The sequence below is a fragment of the Microbacterium sp. GXF6406 genome, assembly GCF_054798215.1.
Genome location: NZ_JBSJZH010000012.1, coordinates 22,692 through 39,404, shown reverse-complemented (window position 1 = coordinate 39,404; position 16,713 = coordinate 22,692). Strand labels below are relative to the sequence as shown.

The window sequence follows — 16,713 nt, the reverse complement described above, 5'->3', positions numbered from 1 at the left end:
ACGGAGGGCGCGCTCGATGGGTTGAATTGGGATTCAGTCGCACAATTTCTGGCACTCAGTCACGGTTGGTGAGATCCCTGGCCGGTGCGGTGCGGGGGCGCCGGCCGGGGTGCGGGATAGACTGCCAGACGATGTTCTACTGGCTGATGAAGTACGTCGTGATCGGCCCCGTGATCAAGGCGATCTTCCGCCCCTGGATCGTGGGGCGCGCGAACGTGCCCAAGAATGGTGCCGCGATCCTCGCGAGCAACCACCTGTCGGTGTCCGACTCGATCTTCCTGCCCCTGCTGATCGACCGCCGCATGTCCTTCCTGGCCAAGAGCGACTACTTCACAGGTCGCGGCATCAAGGGCTGGGCCACCCGCAACTTCATGAAGGCCACGGGGCAGATCCCCATCGACCGCTCCGGCGGAAAGGCCTCGGAGGCATCGCTGAACACGGGCCTGCAGGTTCTCGGATCTGGGGACCTCCTCGGCATCTACCCCGAGGGAACGCGCAGTCCCGACGGCAAGCTCTACCGGGGCCGGACGGGCATCGCGCGCATGGCGCTGGAATCCAAGGTGCCGGTGATACCCGTGGTCATGGTCGACACCGATACGGCGATGCCGATCGGCCGGACGATCCCGCGAGTGGTGCGGGTGGGCATCGTGATCGGAGAGCCTCTGGACTTCTCCCGCTACGCCGGCATGGAGAACGACCGCTACATCCTGCGCTCGGTCACGGACGAGATCATGGTCGCGCTGCAGCGCCTGGGTGAGCAGCAGTACGACGACGTGTACGCGTCCTCTGTGAAAGAGCGGATGCCGCGCCGTAACTGACGGTCCGCAGCCCGCACGGCGCCCAGTAAGCTGGGGCAATGCATCAGCAGCACGACGCCCTGGACGCCTGGCGCACCCTCCCGATCAAGCAGCAGCCCACCTGGCCCGACACCGACCGCGTCGCGGACGTGTCGCGTCAGATCGCGGCGCTCCCGCCGCTCGTCTTCGCAGGAGAGGTCGACAACCTCCGCGACCGCCTCGCGCGTGCAGCATCCGGTGGAGCATTCCTGCTGCAGGGCGGCGACTGCGCCGAGACCTTCGCCGGCGCGACCGCCGAGCAGATCCGCAACCGGATCAAGACGGTTCTGCAGATGGCCGTCGTCCTCACCTACGGCGCATCCATGCCGGTCGTGAAGATGGGCCGGATGGCGGGGCAGTTCGCCAAGCCCCGCTCGAGCGACAGCGAGACGCGCGGCGATGTGACGCTGCCCGCGTACCGCGGCGACATCGTCAACGGCTACGACTTCACCGAGGCATCGCGCACGGCCGATCCCGGCCGTCTGCTGCAGGGGTACCACACGGCGGCATCCACGCTGAACCTCATCCGGGCGTTCACACAGGGCGGTTTCGCAGACCTGCGCGAGGTGCACTCCTGGAACAAGGGCTTCGCCACCAACCCCGCCAACCAGCGCTATGAGCGCATGGCGGTCGAGATCGATCGAGCCATCAAGTTCATGGAGGCCGCGGGAGCGGACTTCGACGAGCTCAAGCGCGTCGAGTTCTTCACGGGGCACGAGGGCCTGCTGATGGACTACGAGAGCCCGATGACGCGTATCGACTCGCGCACAGAGACGCCGTACAACACATCGGCGCACTTCCTGTGGATCGGCGAGCGCACGCGCGATCTCGATGGCGCGCACGTCGATTACTTCTCCAAGATCCGCAACCCGATCGGCGTGAAACTCGGCCCGACGACCACACCGGAGACGGCGCTCGCGCTGATCGACAAGCTCGATCCGAACCGCGAACCCGGTCGCCTGACGTTCATCACCCGCATGGGTGCCGGCAAGATCCGCGATGCTCTGCCGCCGCTTCTGGAGGCCGTACGCGATTCCGGCGCTCAGCCGCTGTGGGTCACCGACCCCATGCACGGCAACGGCATCACGACGCCGACCGGTTACAAGACGCGCCGCTTCGACGATGTGGTCGACGAGGTGCGCGGCTTCTTCGAGGCGCATCGCGCCGTGGGCACGTTCCCCGGCGGCATTCACGTCGAGTTGACCGGCGACGACGTCACCGAGTGCCTGGGCGGTTCCGAGCACATCGACGAGGCAGCTCTGGCGACTCGTTATGAGAGCCTGTGCGACCCGCGCCTGAACCACATGCAGTCGCTGGAGCTCGCCTTCCTCGTGGCCGAGGAGCTCGAGAAGCGCTGAGCAGCAGAACGTTCAGAAGCCGTCCGGATGCCGTGGAAGCGGATCCGGGCGGCTTCGTCGTTTTCCCGAGCGGATGCGGGCGAGCGGCGCCGGCTCGTGACGGGAGGGCTCAGAGGCCGCTGCTGCGGATCAGCAGGGTGATCTCGGTGCCCGCGCGGCGCATCGATCCGCCTTCGGGATCGGTGCCGCGCACCTCCGTGAGCCCGTTCGGGAACGGCGTCCACAGGGCGTTCCAGGTCGGCTCGAAGCCAGCATCGCGGATGCGCTGCGCGGCGTCGTCGCGGTTGAGCCCGGTGACATCGGGAACCTCGAAGAGCTGAGGTCCGAGCGAGATCACGAGCGGCATGGTATCGCCGGGGCGCCAGTTGCCGCCTTCTGCACGGTCGCCCGTGCGGATGACGACGCCCTCGGCGATCGAGTCGCTGTACTCCTCGGCGAGGTCGACGGAGATCTGCTTGTCGCCGAGCTGCGCGGTCGCCTCGGCGCGAGAGAGTCCGACGACATCGGGGAGTGCGCCCAGCGACACGACGAGGCGAGCACTATCGGCTTCGAAGATTTCGCAGCCGTCGCCGCACTCATAGGCTTCGCCGCCCGCGCGAGGCGTGATGGTGGCATTGATGACGACATCGGGCTCGGCATCCGAATACAGCAGCAGATCGTCATCGGCGACGTCGACGTGCAGCTCATCGAGATAGGCGCGGGCATCGTCTGCGGTCATGCCGTTCAGCGGATCGAGCCGGTGCTGGGCGGGGCCGGAGGAGACGAAGACGGTGACCTCGGTGCCCTTGTCCTTGCGTTCGCCATCGGCGGGATCCGTGCGGATCGTCAAGCCCGGTTCGATATCGATCGAGCTCTCGTCGGCCGGAACTGCGACGAAGCCGTCTTCGGCCAGTGCGGCAGCCGCGGCGTCATAGTCGAGACCTGCGACGACGGGAACCGCGACAAGCGAACCGGGGCCCGAGCCGAACCACCAGCCCACGCCGCCGGCGATCGTCGCCAGCAAGAACACGAGGGAGAAGACGAGCGCGCCGCGAGCGCGCCGTTTGGCGGTGCGGCGGCGCAGCACGGTGGCGTTGTCGATGGGCTGCGGAATCGGGCCCGTCGGCTCGAGCGTCTGTGCGACCATCGTGGCCGGCATGACCTGGGTGAGGTCGCTGGAGTCGCTCATCGACTTGATGGTCTTGGTCGGTGCTGTCGTCGCCGTCGGGGCGATGTCGAGTTCGCGCTCGATCTCGCGGAGCCGGTCGAGCATCTGCTGAGCATCGTCGGGGCGCTCATCGGGTGCCTTCTCGGTCGACCACAGGACGAGCTCATCGAGCTGCTCGGGAACGGCGGGGTTGCGCACGCTCGGGCGCGGCACCGATTCGGTGGCGTGCTGGAAGGCGATCTGCATGGGCTGCTCGCCCTTGTAGGGCTGCTCGCCGGTGAGCATCTCGTAGAGGAGTATACCGAGCGCGTAGATATCGCTACGGGCATCCGCCGTGCCGCGGGTGACGAGTTCGGGGGCGAGGTAGGCGATGGTGCCCAGCAGCTGCTGCCCGGTGGCGGTGTTTGCGGTCGTGGCGCGGGCGAGTCCGAAGTCCCCGATCTTGATGCGGCCGTCCTCGGCGAGGAGGACGTTCTCGGGCTTCACGTCGCGATGCACGATCCCGGCCTTGTGCGCGGCGGCGAGCCCGGAGAGGATCGCATGCATGATCGTGATGGTCTGCGCGATCGTGAGCCGCCGCTGCTCGCGCATGAGCTCCCGCAGGGTGATGCCGGGCAGGTATTCCATGACGAGGTAGGCGAGTTCGCCGTCCTGCCCCTGATCGAAGACGTTGACCACATTCGGATCGGCGAGCCGGGCCGCGGCTCGGGCCTCCTGGATGAAGCGGCTCTGGAACACCGAGTCGTCGCTGAGGTGGCCGTGCATGACCTTCAGCGCGATGCGTCGCTCGAGTCGGAGGTCGGTGGCGACGTACACGGTGGCCATCCCGCCGCGGGCGATGCGCGCCCGGACCCGGTACCGACCGTCGACGAGCCGCCCGATGAGCGGGTCGGCTTGCTGATTGGTCGTCACGTACGAATTCTATGGAGAAGTGGCTGTGAGGCCCGGGAACGCCTCACCTTTTGCGCGGGGAAAGCCGCGAGAATCAGCCGTACAGCTCGAGCCAGCGGTATGCGGCCTGCTCCCAGAGCCCGTAGCGCTCCGGGTAGGCGGAGATCTGCACCGCCTGGGCGGCATCGCTGAAGGGCATCTCCTGCCAGCCGGGAATGTCGAGGAGGCCGCGTGTGGTGGTTCCGTCGGCGTTGTGCGCGCCGAGGAAGAACGAGCGGATGCTGTGCCCGCGGTCCATGATCTGAGAAGGGTCGCCCCATCCGGTGCTGGGGCGCTGCTGGAAGAGGCCGAGCGAATCGCGATCGCCCCAGTCGAGATTGCGCATCCAGGATTCGACCATCGAGGTGCTCAGGGCGATCGCGATGCCTCGTTCGGGGACGCCGAGCTCGCGGCCGATGCGGATGATGAGGGCGGCGTTCTCCGCCTGGGACGCGTTGAGCGCGGCGGTTGTGTCGGGCGCTGCGGATGCCGCGGGGGCGGCGTCCGCGGACGGCGCCGGGGGAGCGATCCGGAGGATCTGGCCGGGGTAGATGATCGATGCGGGCGTGAGCGAGTTCGCCGCGAGGATCGCCGCGACGCTCGTGCCGTGGTTCTCGGCGATCGCGAAGACCGTGTCACCCGCGACGACGGTGTGCGTCCCCGTCGTCGCGGACTTCGGTGCGGGAGAGGCGGAGGGCGAGTGGGAGGTCAGCCGGATGGTCTGGCCCGGGTAGATGACGGATCTCCAGCTGAGATCGTTCCAGGCGAGGACGTCGGCCGTGGCGAGGCCGAAGGAGGCAGCGATCGCGGCCACGGTGTCTCCCGGGCGCACCGTGTGGAACTCCGGGAGGTTTGTGCCGGTGGCCGCGGCGGTTGGAGCGGATGCGGCCGGGCGGGGCAGCGCTGTGGCGTCGAGCTGGTGCGTGTCGCCGGTGGAAGCCGGTTCGACTGCTGTCGCGGGCGATGCGCTCATCGCGCTCGCTATGACGCCGAGAACCGCAGCGGGGACCCCGATCTGAGCGTGTCGTGGCGTGGTCGTTTTCATGGTTCCCCCGTCTTTTGACTCCTGAAACGCTGACACGCTCGTCAACGCATGTCAACCAATGTGGCGGATGTGGCGGTAGTGAACTGTGTCGCAGGGCGTCTCGTCAGCCGGGAGATGAGATAGTCGGAGGGTGTCTGAGACTGCTCCCGAAACCCCGGCCTTCGACTGGCTGACCATGCCCGACCTCGTCGAGGTGCTCGATGAGCCGCTGGGGCGGGTGCGGCGTCTGATCGCCGAGCAGTACCTGATCGGCTCGCAGCGCCACGGCGCGTTCGCCGTTCCCTCGATCTTCATCGTGAACGGCAGCCCGCTTCCGTCCCTGCGCGGGACCATCATCGTGCTGCAGGACGCCGGTTTCTCGGATGATGAGGCGATCGACTGGCTGCTGGCCGAGGAGGCCGAGCTCGGACGCTCGCCCATGGCGGCGCTTCTGGACGGACACAAGAGCGCGGTCCGCCGCGTGGCGCGCACGCTCGCCTGAGGCCCGACGCTCAGGACGATCGGACGGTCGCCGCTAACCCGAGATCGCGCAGGTCGTCGACTGCGGCCGCTTCGAGGCGCGCCCCGACCAGTGCTGCTTCGGCGGAACGGGCGTGCTCCGTGATCATCTCCTCGACGCGGTCGAGAGCGTCCGCCGCACGGATCACGGACTGCATCCTCTGAACCTGCTGCTCGGTGAGCGACCGATCGCCGAGCATCGCATCGAGCTCCTCGCGCGCCGGCCCGTCGAGCCGTTCACGCGCGAGCGCGATGAGGACGGTGCGCTTGCCCTCACGCAGATCGTCACCGGCGGGCTTTCCGGTCACGGACTCGTCGCCGAAGATCCCGAGCACGTCATCGCGCAGCTGGAAGGCCACGCCGATCGGGTGCCCGAAGCCGCGCAGTGCGGCGATCTGCTCCGCATCGGCGCCCGCCAGGGCCGCCCCGAGCACGAGGGGCTGCTCGATGCTGTATCGGGCGGACTTCAGCGAGACGACGCGCAGGGCGCGCGCGGCATGGGTCGAGGCGTCGTTGACGCGCCACGCGGATTCCTCGGCGATGTCGAGGAACTGGCCGGTTGTGACGACGCGTCGCATGCGGGCGTACTCCTCCCGCACCGCAGCGGCGTGCGGGTGCTCGGCGATCGCCTGCTCCATCAGGTCATCGCTCCAAGCGACCAGCAGGTCGCCGAGCAGGATCGCGGATGCGCGTCCGAACGCCTCGGCGTCGCCGGCCCAGTCCAGATCCCGGTGCTGCTCCTCGAGAGCGCGATGCGCGGCGGGACGGCCGCGACGCGTGTCGGAGTTGTCGATCAGATCATCGTGGACGAGGGCCGCGGACTGGAAGATCTCCAGGGCCGCGCAGAGGTCCCACAGGGCAGCCGTCTCGGCGGCCTCGGGGAGCGCCTCGCGCGCCACGGACAGCCAGCCGCTGTGGCAGAAGCGAGCCCGTAGGCGCTTGCCGCCCAGGAGCGTCCCGCGCGCGGCCTCGAGGAAGAGGGCGGCGTCCGGGCCGTAATCGTCGGACTCCTCTCGTCGCTGGGCGAAGAAGCGCTCCAACCGGTCGGCGACGGCGTCCTGAACGAGTGTCGAAGAAGTCACGATCCTCAGCTTAGGTTCTCAGCCGATGGCTAGCCTCGGGGGACCGGACGCGGCTAGACTGGAGGTCACCGACATGAGGGGAGACGTCATGCCACTGTCAGAACAGGAGCAGCGTCTGCTTGATGAGATGGAACGCCATCTCCTGCACAACGACGCGGACATCGTCAGTGCTCCCTCCGGGGATCGCACGCTCAGCTACCGAAACCTCGTATACGGTGCGCTTCTGCTGCTCGTCGGCATCGCCGCGCTGGTCTCCGCCGTCGCGCTCGGCAGCACGATCGGCGCGGTCGGGAGCATCGTGGTCGGCGTGATCGGATTCGCGGCGATGGTCGTCGGCGTGATCCTCGCGGCCACACCCGTCCGTCGTACCGGCCCGACCGCGGTTCCCTCGGGATCCTCCGCGAAACGACCTGCGCCGGGGTCGGCATCCTTCATGGATCGCATGAACGATCGATGGGATCGCCGCCAAGACGGCCGCTGAGCCTCTCCCTTCCAGAACCCGGATGCCATTGGCATCCGGGTTTTTTGTTTCTTCCGGCGTGCCGTTCGAAACGCCCCATTTCCCTCCACTCGCCCTCCCCGTGGAGATTCCCCGGTATTCCGGGGTTTTTGAGGTGCCAATCATACAGATCATCGAGACCGGTGGAGTCCAGCCATAGGAAAGTGGGGATAAGTGGAGTAAAGTGGGGCAAACCTCGAGGTTGGCCGGACACAGAGGGGGTGATGGCCGATGTTGTTGGGGACGCATACTCCGAAGCTCGATGACAAAGGTCGTGTCATCCTTCCGGCGAAATTCCGTGAGGATCTCGGCGGCGGCATCGTGGTCACCCGCGGCCAGGAGCGATGCCTCTACGTCTTCAGCACCGCCGAATTCGAGGCGATGCATGAACGCATCCGGCAGGCGCCGCTCACCAACAAGCAGGCTCGGGACTTCCTGCGCATGTTCCTCTCGGGAGCGAGCGCGGAAATGCCCGACAGCCAGAACCGCATCACGATCCCCGCTCACCTGCGCCAGTACGCCGGTCTCCAGAAGGAGCTCGTCGTCACCGGCGTCGGCGCGCACGCCGAGATCTGGGATGCCGCCGCCTGGAACGCCTACCTCGAAGCAGGCGAGGAGAACTATTCAGAACTGGAACAGGAGGTGATCCCGGGCCTCTTCTGACCTTCGGCTGTGATGCCCCGCCGCTCCCGCCCCGACACACTTCCCCGGTGCCGGGTCGCGAAGCGGAGGGGAATCAGAGCCGAAGATCACCGGAAAGAATCATGGACATCCGAGACATCCACACACCCGTCCTCCTCGACCGCTGCGTCGAACTCCTCGCCCCCGCGCTCCAGCACGACGGCGCGATCCTCGTCGACGCGACGCTCGGCATGGGCGGCCACTCCGAAGCGCTGCTCGAGCGGTTCCCGAACATTCGGCTGATCGGCCTTGATCGTGACACCGACGCGCTGCGCATCGCAGGACAGCGTCTGGCGCGCTTCGCCGACCGGGTGACCCTCGTCCACACGGTGTACGACGAGATCGCCCTGCACGCGCAGGGAGCCTCCGGCATCCTGATGGACCTCGGCGTCTCCTCCCTTCAGCTCGACGAGGCGGAGCGCGGATTCGCGTACTCCAAGGATGCTCCGCTGGACATGCGCATGGACCAGACCGCCGGCATCACCGCGGCCGAGGTCCTGTCGACCTACAGCGAGGGGAACCTTCGCCGGATCTTCGAGCGCTACGGCGAGGAGAAGCTGGCGGCCCGCTACGCCCGGTTCATCGTCCAGGCCCGCGACGAGAAGCCCCTCGTGCGATCGCAGGACCTCGTGGACCTCCTGCAGGCGGCGACGCCCGCGGCCGCGCAGCGGACGGGGCATCCCGCCAAGCGCGTCTTCCAGGCGCTGCGCATCGAGGTCAACGCCGAACTGAGCGTCCTCGCCGACGCGATTCCCGCTGCCATGGGCTCTCTCGCGGTCAACGGGCGCATCGTGATCATGAGCTACCAGTCGCTCGAAGACCGACTCGTCAAGCAGGCCTTCGCGGCGGCATCCGCTTCGACCGCACCTGCCGGCCTCCCCGTCGAGCTGCCCGAGCACGCGCCGCGCTTCCGCACCCTGACGAAGGGGGCGGAACTCGCCGACGAAGAAGAGAAGGCGCGCAACCCCCGGGCCATCCCGGTCCGCCTGCGCGCCGCCGAGAGAATCCGGGAGTCGATATGAGCCGTGCCACAGCGGCAGCAGCGCTGCCCGTGCCGAGCAAGCCCGCGGCTCGACCCGCGCGTCGGCTCACCACCGTCACGGCCCCGGCCCGCAAGCGCCGGCCGAAGCTCATCTATGCGCTCATCGCGCTCGGGGGAGCGGCGGCGATCGGAGCGGCCCAGGTCGGACTGTCGCTCGCGATCACTCGCGACTCGTTCGTCCTCGCCGACCTCACCTCCCAGCAGCGTGAGCTCGACCTGCGCTCCAGCGCCCTCAGCGACGATCTGGCCGGTCTCGCCTCGCCGCAGCGTCTGGCGACCAAGGCCGATGAGCTCGGAATGATCGTCGCCGGTTCCGCGTCCTACCTCCGGCTGAGCGACTCGGCCGTCCTCGGTGCGGACGCCGGAGCCGGCTGGTACTCCAGCGTCGATCCCACCGGGACCGGCGCGGTCCAGAACGCGCTTCTCGAGGCGAAGGCGGCCGCGGCGGCCGAGAGCAGCGAAGCCGCGGAGGAGGAGACTCCCGCTCCCGTCGAGTCGAACCTCCCGCCCACGCTCGATGACGGACTCCCCAGCCCGACCACCCGCTGACCAGATGATTGAGGGAACCCCATGACGTCACGAGCAACGCGAGGACCCCGGCGCCGGACGGTCTTCGCCCTCGGAACGATCCTGTGCGTGCTGGTCGCCTTCGTCATCCGCCTCGTCGACATCCAGGTGGTCAGCGCCAACGACCACATCGCGGATTCCCTGGAGGTCGGAAAGCTCGGCTCGACGCAGACGCTCACCGGTGCCCGCGGCACGATCGAGGACGAGAACGGCATCGTGCTCGCTTCGAGCGTGAAGATCTACGACGCGCAGCTGAGTCCGAGCCTCATCGAGGAGGTCGACGGAAACGAGAAGAATCCGCCCGAGCACCCCTGGGAGGAGGCATCGGAGCTGATCGCCGAGATCACCGGGCAGGACGCCGCCGATCTGCGCGCCGGTGTCGCAGCGAACCTCGAGAACAATCCCGACTCGCAGTACTACCTGCTCAAGAACGGGCTGAGCACCGCCGACTACTTGAAGCTGCGCGACCTGGGCCTGGTCTACCTGTCGATGACACCGCGCGAGACGCGGCTGTATCCGAACGGGGCCGTCGCCGGAAACATCGTCGGATACCTCGACAGCGCGGGTGAGGCCCAGTCCGGTGTCGAGCAGCTCGAATCCGCCTGTCTCGCGCCCACGAGCGGGGAGCGCACCTATCTGCGCGGGACCGACGGCGTGATCATTCCGGGGAGCGACCGCACGGTTCCCGCGGAGGACGGCGGCACCGTCACCCTGACGATCAACAGCGATCTGCAGTGGTACCTGCAGCAGATGATCGCCGAGGAGGCGCACACCCAGAACGCCAAGGCGGGTTCGGTCACGGTGGTCGAGGTCAAGACCGGAAAGATCCGCGCCGCCGCCGAATGGCCCTCGCTTGACCCGAACGACCTCGATTCCTCGAGCCCGGAGGACTGGGGAACGCGCATCTTCACCCGCACGTTCGAGCCGGGATCGACCTTCAAGGCGATCACGGCGGCCACCCTGCTCGAAGAGGGGGTCGTCAACGGGAACACCACGGTCTCGGCATCCAGTCATGAGAAGTTCGCGAACGGAGCGGTCATCAACGACGCCTTCGTGCACGGCGCCCATCAGTACACGCTCGCCGGATCCATGATCGACTCCTCGAACGTCGCACTGGCGAAGTTCGGCACCATGATCGATGCGCAGACGCGCCGCGAGTATTTGGAGCGGTTCGGCGTCGGAGAGACGACGATCGACTTCCCCCGCGAGGAGCCGGGTCTGCTGCACCCGGTCGAGAACTGGGACAGCCAGTCGCTGTACACGACGACCTTCGGACACTACTTCACCGTCACGGCGCCGCAGCTGGCCGGCGCCTATCAGGCGCTCGCGAACGGCGGCGAGAAGATCGACCTCTCGCTCGTCGAGTCCTGCACGCTCGACGATGGAACGGTCGTGCCCGCTCAGGCCCCCGAGCACGAGCAGATCATCTCCGAATCGACGGCGGATCAGGTCTCCCGCATCCTCGAGAACGTCTCGGTCCAGGGCGGGCTCTCCGACAGCATCAAGGTCCCGGGATACCGTGTGGCGACCAAGACCGGAACCGCGCAGGTGCCCGATGGCAATGGCGGCTACAAGGACGGGATCTACTTCACGAGCATGGCCGGCTTCGCCCCGGTGGACGATCCGGAGTACGTGGTCGTCGTGACACTTGACGAGCCGACTAGAGTTGTCTCGTCAGCAGCGACCGCGGATGCCTTCCAGAAGGCGATGACTCAAGTGCTCAAGGCCTACCGCGTGTCGCCGTCCTCCGAACCGATGGACGAGCTGCTTCCCAAATTCAAGTAGCCGGCACGAGCGTGCCGCACCTGGAGATTTCATGATCGCCCTGTCGCTCGCAGAGATCGCCGCCATCACCGGCGGCGACCTGCGCATCGACGGCACCGACACCGCGCAGACCGTGGTGGACGGGGTCGTCGACACGGATTCCCGAAAGATGGTTCCCGGGGGCGTCTTCGTCGCCAAGCCCGGTGCCGACACCGACGGACATCGCTTCGTCGACGCCGCGGTCGCCGCGGGGGCTGTGCTCGCCCTCGTGGAGCGCCCCGTGGATGCGCCGGTCTCGCAGATCGTCGTGCCGGATGCCGTCACCGCCCTCGCCGACCTGGCGCGCGCCGTCGTTGCACGGGTTCGGGATCAGGGCGATCTGAGGATCGTCGGCATCACCGGGTCCAACGGCAAGACGACGACGAAGAACATGCTGGCCCGCATCCTCTCGGACGAGGGTGAGACGGTCTCGCCGATCGCGTCGTACAACAACGAGGTCGGGGCTCCGCTGACGATGCTGCGCGTCACCCCGACGACGAAGTTCCTCGTGAGCGAGTTCGGAGCGGCAGAGCCGGGGAGCATCGCGCACCTGGCGGGTCTGGTCGAGCCGGACATCGCCGTCGTCCTGATGGTCGGCATGGCGCACGCCGGAGGCTTCGGGGGCATCGAGGCCACGGCGAAGGCGAAGTCGGAGCTCGTGACCGCCGCCCGCTCCACCGGCACGGCCGTGCTGAACATCGACGACCCCCGGGTCGCCGCTATGCGCGAGATCGCCGCCGCGCGCGGCATGAGCGTCGTGGGCTTCGGGCAGGGCGCGACCGCGGACCTCCGAGCCGAGGAGATCTCGGTCGCGGCGGACGGCACGCGCACCGCGATCGTCGTCGACGGCGAGACGCTGCCGCTCCACCTGCAGGTGCTCGGCGCGCACCACGTCAACAATGCCCTGGCCGCGATCGCCGCCGCTCGCGTTCTCGGCGTCGCGCCGGCCGTCGCGGCCGCGCGCCTCGAGACGCTCGAGATCGCGGAGCGCTGGCGCATGCAGCCCCTGGGCAATGATCGGGTGCGCATCATCAACGACGCGTACAACGCCAGCCCCGATTCCATGGCCGCGGCGCTGCGCACTCTGGCGCAGATCAGCGGAGCCGAGGAGCGCACCGTCGCGGTTCTCGGCGCGATGAGCGAGCTCGGCGAGGATGCCGGTGAGGAGCACGACCGCATCGGGCTGCTCGCGGTGCGTCTGAACATCCGCCGGATCGTCATCGTCGGCCCGGAGGCACGCCGGCTCTACCTCGCCGCGGTGGGCGAGGGCTCATGGGACAGCGAAGCCGTCCACCTGCCCGACCAGGACTCCGCATTCGATTACCTGCGCACCGAGCTGCGCGACGGCGACCGTGTGCTCGTGAAGTCATCCAACTCCGTCGGGCTCCGACACCTCGGCGACCGTCTGGGAGAATTGTTCTCGTGAGATCACTCCTCATGGCTGCGGCCATCTCGCTCGCCTTCACTCTTTTCCTGACCCCGGTCTTCCTGCGGCTGTTCCGCCGCTGGGGGTGGGGACAGGTCATCCGCACACCGGAAGACGCGAGCAACCCGAGCCACGAGGCCAAGCGGGGAACGCCCACCATGGGCGGCATCATCTTCATCCTCGGCACGATCGTGGGCTACTTCACCGGCGTCTACGCGGGCGGGAGCACGCCGGCGCTGTCGGCGATCCTCGTGCTGTGGCTCATGCTCGGCTTCGGCATCGTCGGTTTCATCGACGACTACATGAAGGTCAAATCCCAGCGCAGTCTCGGCCTGTCCGGCTGGCGCAAGGTCTTCGGCCAGCTCCTCGTCATGATCCCGTTCGGAGTCGTGGCCCTGAACTTCCCGAACCAGTTCGACCAGACTCCGGCGAGCGGCTACATCTCGCTGTTCCGCGACATCCCCTGGCTCAACCTGTTCGCCTTCGGGGTGATCATCGGCTGGATCGTCTACCTGGTCTGGATCGCGCTCGTCGGCATCGCGACCTCCAACAGCGTGAACCTGACCGACGGGCTCGACGGCCTCGCCGCCGGAGCCGGTGTCTTCGTCGTCAGCGCATACAGCCTCATCGCCTTCTGGCAGTTCAAGCAGTCCTGCTTCAGCGCCACGGGTGCCGAGGCAGATGTCCTCGAGGCATGCTATTCAGTGCGCGACCCCTTCAACCTCGCGATCGTCGCGGCCTCTTTCGCCGCGGGGCTCGTCGGCTTCCTCTGGTGGAACGCACCCAAGGCCAAGGTGTTCATGGGCGATGTCGGATCGATGTCGATCGGCGGCGTGATCACGGCGATGGCGATCCTCACCCGGACCGAGCTGCTTCTGCTGCTCATCGCGGGCATCTTCGTCCTCTCCTCGGGGTCCGTGATCCTGCAGCGCGCGTACTTCAAGATCACCCGGGGCAAGCGCCTGTTCCTCATGAGCCCGTTCCACCACCATCTCGAGATGCGCGGGTGGCCCGAGGTCACGATCGTCGTGCGGCTCTGGATCATCGCGGGTCTGCTCGCGGTGTCGGCGATCGGCCTCTTCTACGTCGAATGGCTCAGCCTCGCATGAGCAGCCGCCTCGACTCGCTGACCAGCTGGCGCGCCGACTGGGCGGGGCTGCGCGTCGCCGTCCTCGGACTCTCGGTGACCGGCTTCTCCGCCGCCGACACCTTGACCGAGCTCGGCGCCGAGGTCCTCGTCCTCTCGGAGTCCGCCTCCGAGGAGTACGAGCGCCTCGTCCCCGTGATCGGTGCGCAGCTGGCGATCGGAGAACTGGATGAGGCACCGGCGGCGCTCGTCGCGTTCGCGCCGGACGTGGTCGTCGCCTCGCCGGGCTTCGCGCCCTCGCATCCGCTCATCCGCTGGACGCAGGAGCAGGGAATCGCCCTGTGGGGAGACGTCGAGCTGGCATGGCGGGTGCGCGACAAGGTCGTGCGCGATGACGGAACGCCCGCCGACTGGGTGCTCATCACCGGCACCAACGGCAAGACGACCACCACGCAGCTCGCCGCGACGCTGATGCGCGAGGGCGGGTTGCGGGCGGCGCCGTGCGGCAACATCGGGATTCCGGTCCTCGACGCCGTGCGAGACCCCGCAGGGTTCGATGTTCTCGTCGTCGAGCTCTCCAGCCACCAGCTCTGGTACATCGGACAGAGCAGCGCCGCCGGCGAGCTCGAGCCCCACTCATCGGTCTGCCTGAACCTTGCCGACGACCACCTGGTCTGGCATGGCAGCGCCGACGCGTATCGCGCTGCGAAGGCCTTCGTGTACCGGAACACGCGCGTCGCCTGCGTCTACAACAAAGCCGACATCGCGACGCGGGAGATGGTTGAGGAGGCCGATGTGCGCGAGGGGGCGCGGGCTATCGGATTCGATCTCGGCGTTCCCGGGCCGAGCGACTTCGGCATCGTCGACGGCATCGCCGTCGACCGGGCCTTCATCGAGGACCGGCGCAACAGCGCCCTGGAGCTCACCACGATCGACGATCTGGTCGCCGTGGGCCTCTCGGCACCGCACATCGTGCAGAACATCCTCGCGGCGAGTGCTCTCGCACGCGCCGTCGGCGTCCCTGCCGAGGCCATCCACCGTGCGCTGCAGGGCTTCCGACTCGATGCGCACCGCATCCAGGTCGTCGCCCGCCACGCCGGCATCACCTGGATCGACGACTCCAAGGCGACGAACCCGCACGCCGCAGCATCCTCGCTGCGCGCCTACCCGGGAGCCGTCTGGGTGCTCGGCGGCGATCTCAAGGGCGTCGACCTCTCTGACCTCATCGCGGGAGCCGGACGCACGGCGGGCGCCGCGCTCATCATCGGTGTGGAACGCGCCGAGCTGGTCGCGGCATTCGAGCGACACGCGCCCGACGTGCCCGTGATCGAGGTCGTCAGCGCTGAGACTGAAGAGATCATGACACGCGTGGTCGAAACGGCCGCGGGGATCGTCGCAGACGGGGGCACGGTTCTCCTGGCCCCTGCCGCGGCATCCTTCGACCAGTTCGACAGCTACGCGGATCGTGGTCATCGCTTCGCCGAAGCGGTGCGCAGGTGGATCGACCGGGGGAGTGCTGATGACTCAGACGGCTCGCCCGTCGCGGAGTGAGTCCCGGGGACTCGCCGCGCGGGTCACACTGGGGCGAATCTTCACACCGCCGTCGACCGAGTTCCTCCTCATCGCATCGACCGCACTGCTGCTGACCTGCTTCGGCATCGTCATGGTCATCTCGGCGACGAGCGCCGTCGAGATGGGCGTCATGGACACCGCTCTCAAGCAGGCGATGTTCGCCGCCGTCGGAATCCCACTGATGTTCCTCGTCAGCCGGGTCCCGATCTCGGTGCTGAAGAAGATCGCCTGGCCGGCGCTCATCGCGGGGATCGCGATGCAGCTTCTCGTCTTCACACCGCTCGGCGTGGCCGCTGATGGAAACCGCAACTGGATCAAGGTCGCGGGCATATCGGCGCAGCCGTCTGAATTCCTCAAACTCGCCCTGGCGATCTGGATCGCCTACGTGCTGCTGCGCAAGCGCGCTCTGCTGGGCGTGTGGAAGCACGTGTTCATCCCGGTCGTCCCCGTCAGCGTCCTCGTGATCGGCACGGTCATGGCGGGCCACGACCTGGGCACGAGCATGGTGCTCGTCCTCATCCTGCTCGGATGCCTGTTCTTCGCCGGGGTCAGGCTGCGGCTGTTCGTCATCCCCGTTCTGCTCGGTGTCGTCAGCGTCGCGCTGCTCGCCGTGATGAGCCCGGACCGCATGCGACGAATGACGGCGAGCTGCGAGGACATGACCCTCTACGAGACCGACTGCTACCAGTCGATCCACGGGGTCTGGGGGATGGCCAACGGCGGGATCTTCGGCCTCGGACTCGGCAACTCCCAGGAGAAGTACGGCTGGCTGCCCGCGGCGGCGAACGACTTCATCTTCGCGATCGTCGGTGAAGAGCTGGGATTGATCGGCTGCATCGTCGTGCTCGGGCTCTTCACGTTCTTCGCCATCGGCGCCTTCCACATCATGCGCAAGACCTCCGATCCGTTCATCCGCGTCGCAGCAGGCGGCATCACGGTCTGGATTCTCGGACAGGCACTCATCAACATCGGGGTCGTGCTGCGCATCGTCCCCGTGATGGGCGTTCCTCTGCCGTTCATGTCCCAGGGCGGCACTGCGCTGATCGCGGTCCTGCTGGCGTGCGGCGTGCTGCTCGCATTCGCGCGGACGATCCCGGCGCCCGAGCGGGAACAGGTCGGTGGAAAGGGGTAAGGTCACCT

15 protein-coding genes are annotated in these 16,713 nt (G+C 67.6%); 12 read left to right on the top strand and 3 right to left on the bottom strand.

Annotation, left to right across the window (positions count from 1 at the left end):
• Positions 1–131: 131 nt before the first annotated feature.
• Positions 132–818 carry a lysophospholipid acyltransferase family protein gene (locus tag ACWAUG_RS08595; RefSeq protein ID WP_460802151.1) on the top strand — a complete coding sequence of 229 codons (687 nt, stop codon included), beginning with the start codon at positions 132–134 and terminating at the stop codon, positions 816–818.
• 38 nt (positions 819–856) lie between these two features.
• Complete coding sequence (locus ACWAUG_RS08590) at positions 857–2,194, top strand: class II 3-deoxy-7-phosphoheptulonate synthase (RefSeq protein ID WP_298039294.1); 1,338 nt, start codon at positions 857–859, stop codon at positions 2,192–2,194.
• Positions 2,195–2,303: 109 nt separating this feature from the next.
• Here the strand turns inward: ACWAUG_RS08590 and pknB are convergent, their stop codons facing one another.
• Positions 2,304–4,253, bottom strand: a complete 1,950-nt coding sequence (gene pknB, locus ACWAUG_RS08585; RefSeq protein ID WP_460802150.1) for a Stk1 family PASTA domain-containing Ser/Thr kinase — start codon at positions 4,251–4,253, stop codon at positions 2,304–2,306.
• A 73-nt stretch (positions 4,254–4,326) separates the two neighbouring features.
• Positions 4,327–5,316 carry a LysM peptidoglycan-binding domain-containing protein gene (locus ACWAUG_RS08580; protein ID WP_460802149.1) on the bottom strand — a complete coding sequence of 330 codons (990 nt, stop codon included), beginning with the start codon at positions 5,314–5,316 and terminating at the stop codon, positions 4,327–4,329.
• Between the two features lie 130 nt (positions 5,317–5,446).
• Between ACWAUG_RS08580 and ACWAUG_RS08575 the strand changes: the two genes are divergently transcribed.
• Positions 5,447–5,797 (top strand): Rv2175c family DNA-binding protein, encoded by a 351-nt coding sequence (locus ACWAUG_RS08575; RefSeq protein WP_366938978.1) that lies wholly within the window; start codon positions 5,447–5,449, stop codon positions 5,795–5,797.
• A 10-nt stretch (positions 5,798–5,807) separates the two neighbouring features.
• Here ACWAUG_RS08575 and ACWAUG_RS08570 read toward each other — a convergent pair whose 3' ends face one another.
• On the bottom strand, positions 5,808–6,896 hold the full coding sequence (locus ACWAUG_RS08570) for a polyprenyl synthetase family protein (RefSeq protein ID WP_298039287.1): 1,089 nt from the start codon (positions 6,894–6,896) through the stop codon (positions 5,808–5,810).
• Between the two features lie 88 nt (positions 6,897–6,984).
• Between ACWAUG_RS08570 and ACWAUG_RS08565 the strand changes: the two genes are divergently transcribed.
• The 9 genes from ACWAUG_RS08565 to ACWAUG_RS08525 all read left to right on the top strand — a co-directional run bounded on the left by ACWAUG_RS08565 (position 6,985) and on the right by ACWAUG_RS08525 (position 16,705).
• A complete protein-coding gene (locus ACWAUG_RS08565; protein ID WP_298039284.1) occupies positions 6,985–7,377 on the top strand; it encodes a DUF3040 domain-containing protein in 393 nt (130 codons plus the stop codon).
• A 249-nt stretch (positions 7,378–7,626) separates the two neighbouring features.
• On the top strand, positions 7,627–8,058 hold the full coding sequence (gene mraZ, locus ACWAUG_RS08560; RefSeq protein WP_298039282.1) for a division/cell wall cluster transcriptional repressor MraZ: 432 nt from the start codon (positions 7,627–7,629) through the stop codon (positions 8,056–8,058).
• 101 nt (positions 8,059–8,159) lie between these two features.
• Positions 8,160–9,098 carry a 16S rRNA (cytosine(1402)-N(4))-methyltransferase RsmH gene (gene rsmH / locus ACWAUG_RS08555; protein ID WP_298039279.1) on the top strand — a complete coding sequence of 313 codons (939 nt, stop codon included), beginning with the start codon at positions 8,160–8,162 and terminating at the stop codon, positions 9,096–9,098.
• Positions 9,095–9,667 carry a hypothetical protein gene (locus ACWAUG_RS08550; protein ID WP_298039276.1) on the top strand — a complete coding sequence of 191 codons (573 nt, stop codon included), beginning with the start codon at positions 9,095–9,097 and terminating at the stop codon, positions 9,665–9,667. Before rsmH ends, ACWAUG_RS08550 begins: the two co-directional genes overlap by 4 nt.
• Positions 9,668–9,688: 21 nt before the next feature.
• Entirely contained in the window at positions 9,689–11,470 is a 1,782-nt protein-coding gene (locus tag ACWAUG_RS08545) for a peptidoglycan D,D-transpeptidase FtsI family protein (RefSeq protein WP_460802148.1), read from the top strand.
• Between the two features lie 31 nt (positions 11,471–11,501).
• Positions 11,502–12,914: a UDP-N-acetylmuramoyl-tripeptide--D-alanyl-D-alanine ligase gene (locus ACWAUG_RS08540; RefSeq protein ID WP_298039271.1), complete on the top strand. Its 1,413-nt coding sequence runs from the start codon at positions 11,502–11,504 to the stop codon at positions 12,912–12,914.
• The gene (mraY, locus tag ACWAUG_RS08535; RefSeq protein WP_298039268.1) at positions 12,911–14,023 is read left to right on the top strand and encodes a phospho-N-acetylmuramoyl-pentapeptide-transferase; all 1,113 of its coding nucleotides are present in this window, start codon (positions 12,911–12,913) and stop codon (positions 14,021–14,023) included. The genes ACWAUG_RS08540 and mraY overlap by 4 nt, the downstream gene beginning before the upstream one ends.
• Entirely contained in the window at positions 14,005–15,552 is a 1,548-nt protein-coding gene (gene murD, locus ACWAUG_RS08530; protein ID WP_460802147.1) for a UDP-N-acetylmuramoyl-L-alanine--D-glutamate ligase, read from the top strand. Before mraY ends, murD begins: the two co-directional genes overlap by 19 nt.
• Positions 15,521–16,705 carry a peptidoglycan glycosyltransferase FtsW gene (locus ACWAUG_RS08525; protein ID WP_298039263.1) on the top strand — a complete coding sequence of 395 codons (1,185 nt, stop codon included), beginning with the start codon at positions 15,521–15,523 and terminating at the stop codon, positions 16,703–16,705. The genes murD and ACWAUG_RS08525 overlap by 32 nt, the downstream gene beginning before the upstream one ends.
• Positions 16,706–16,713 lie beyond the last annotated feature (8 nt).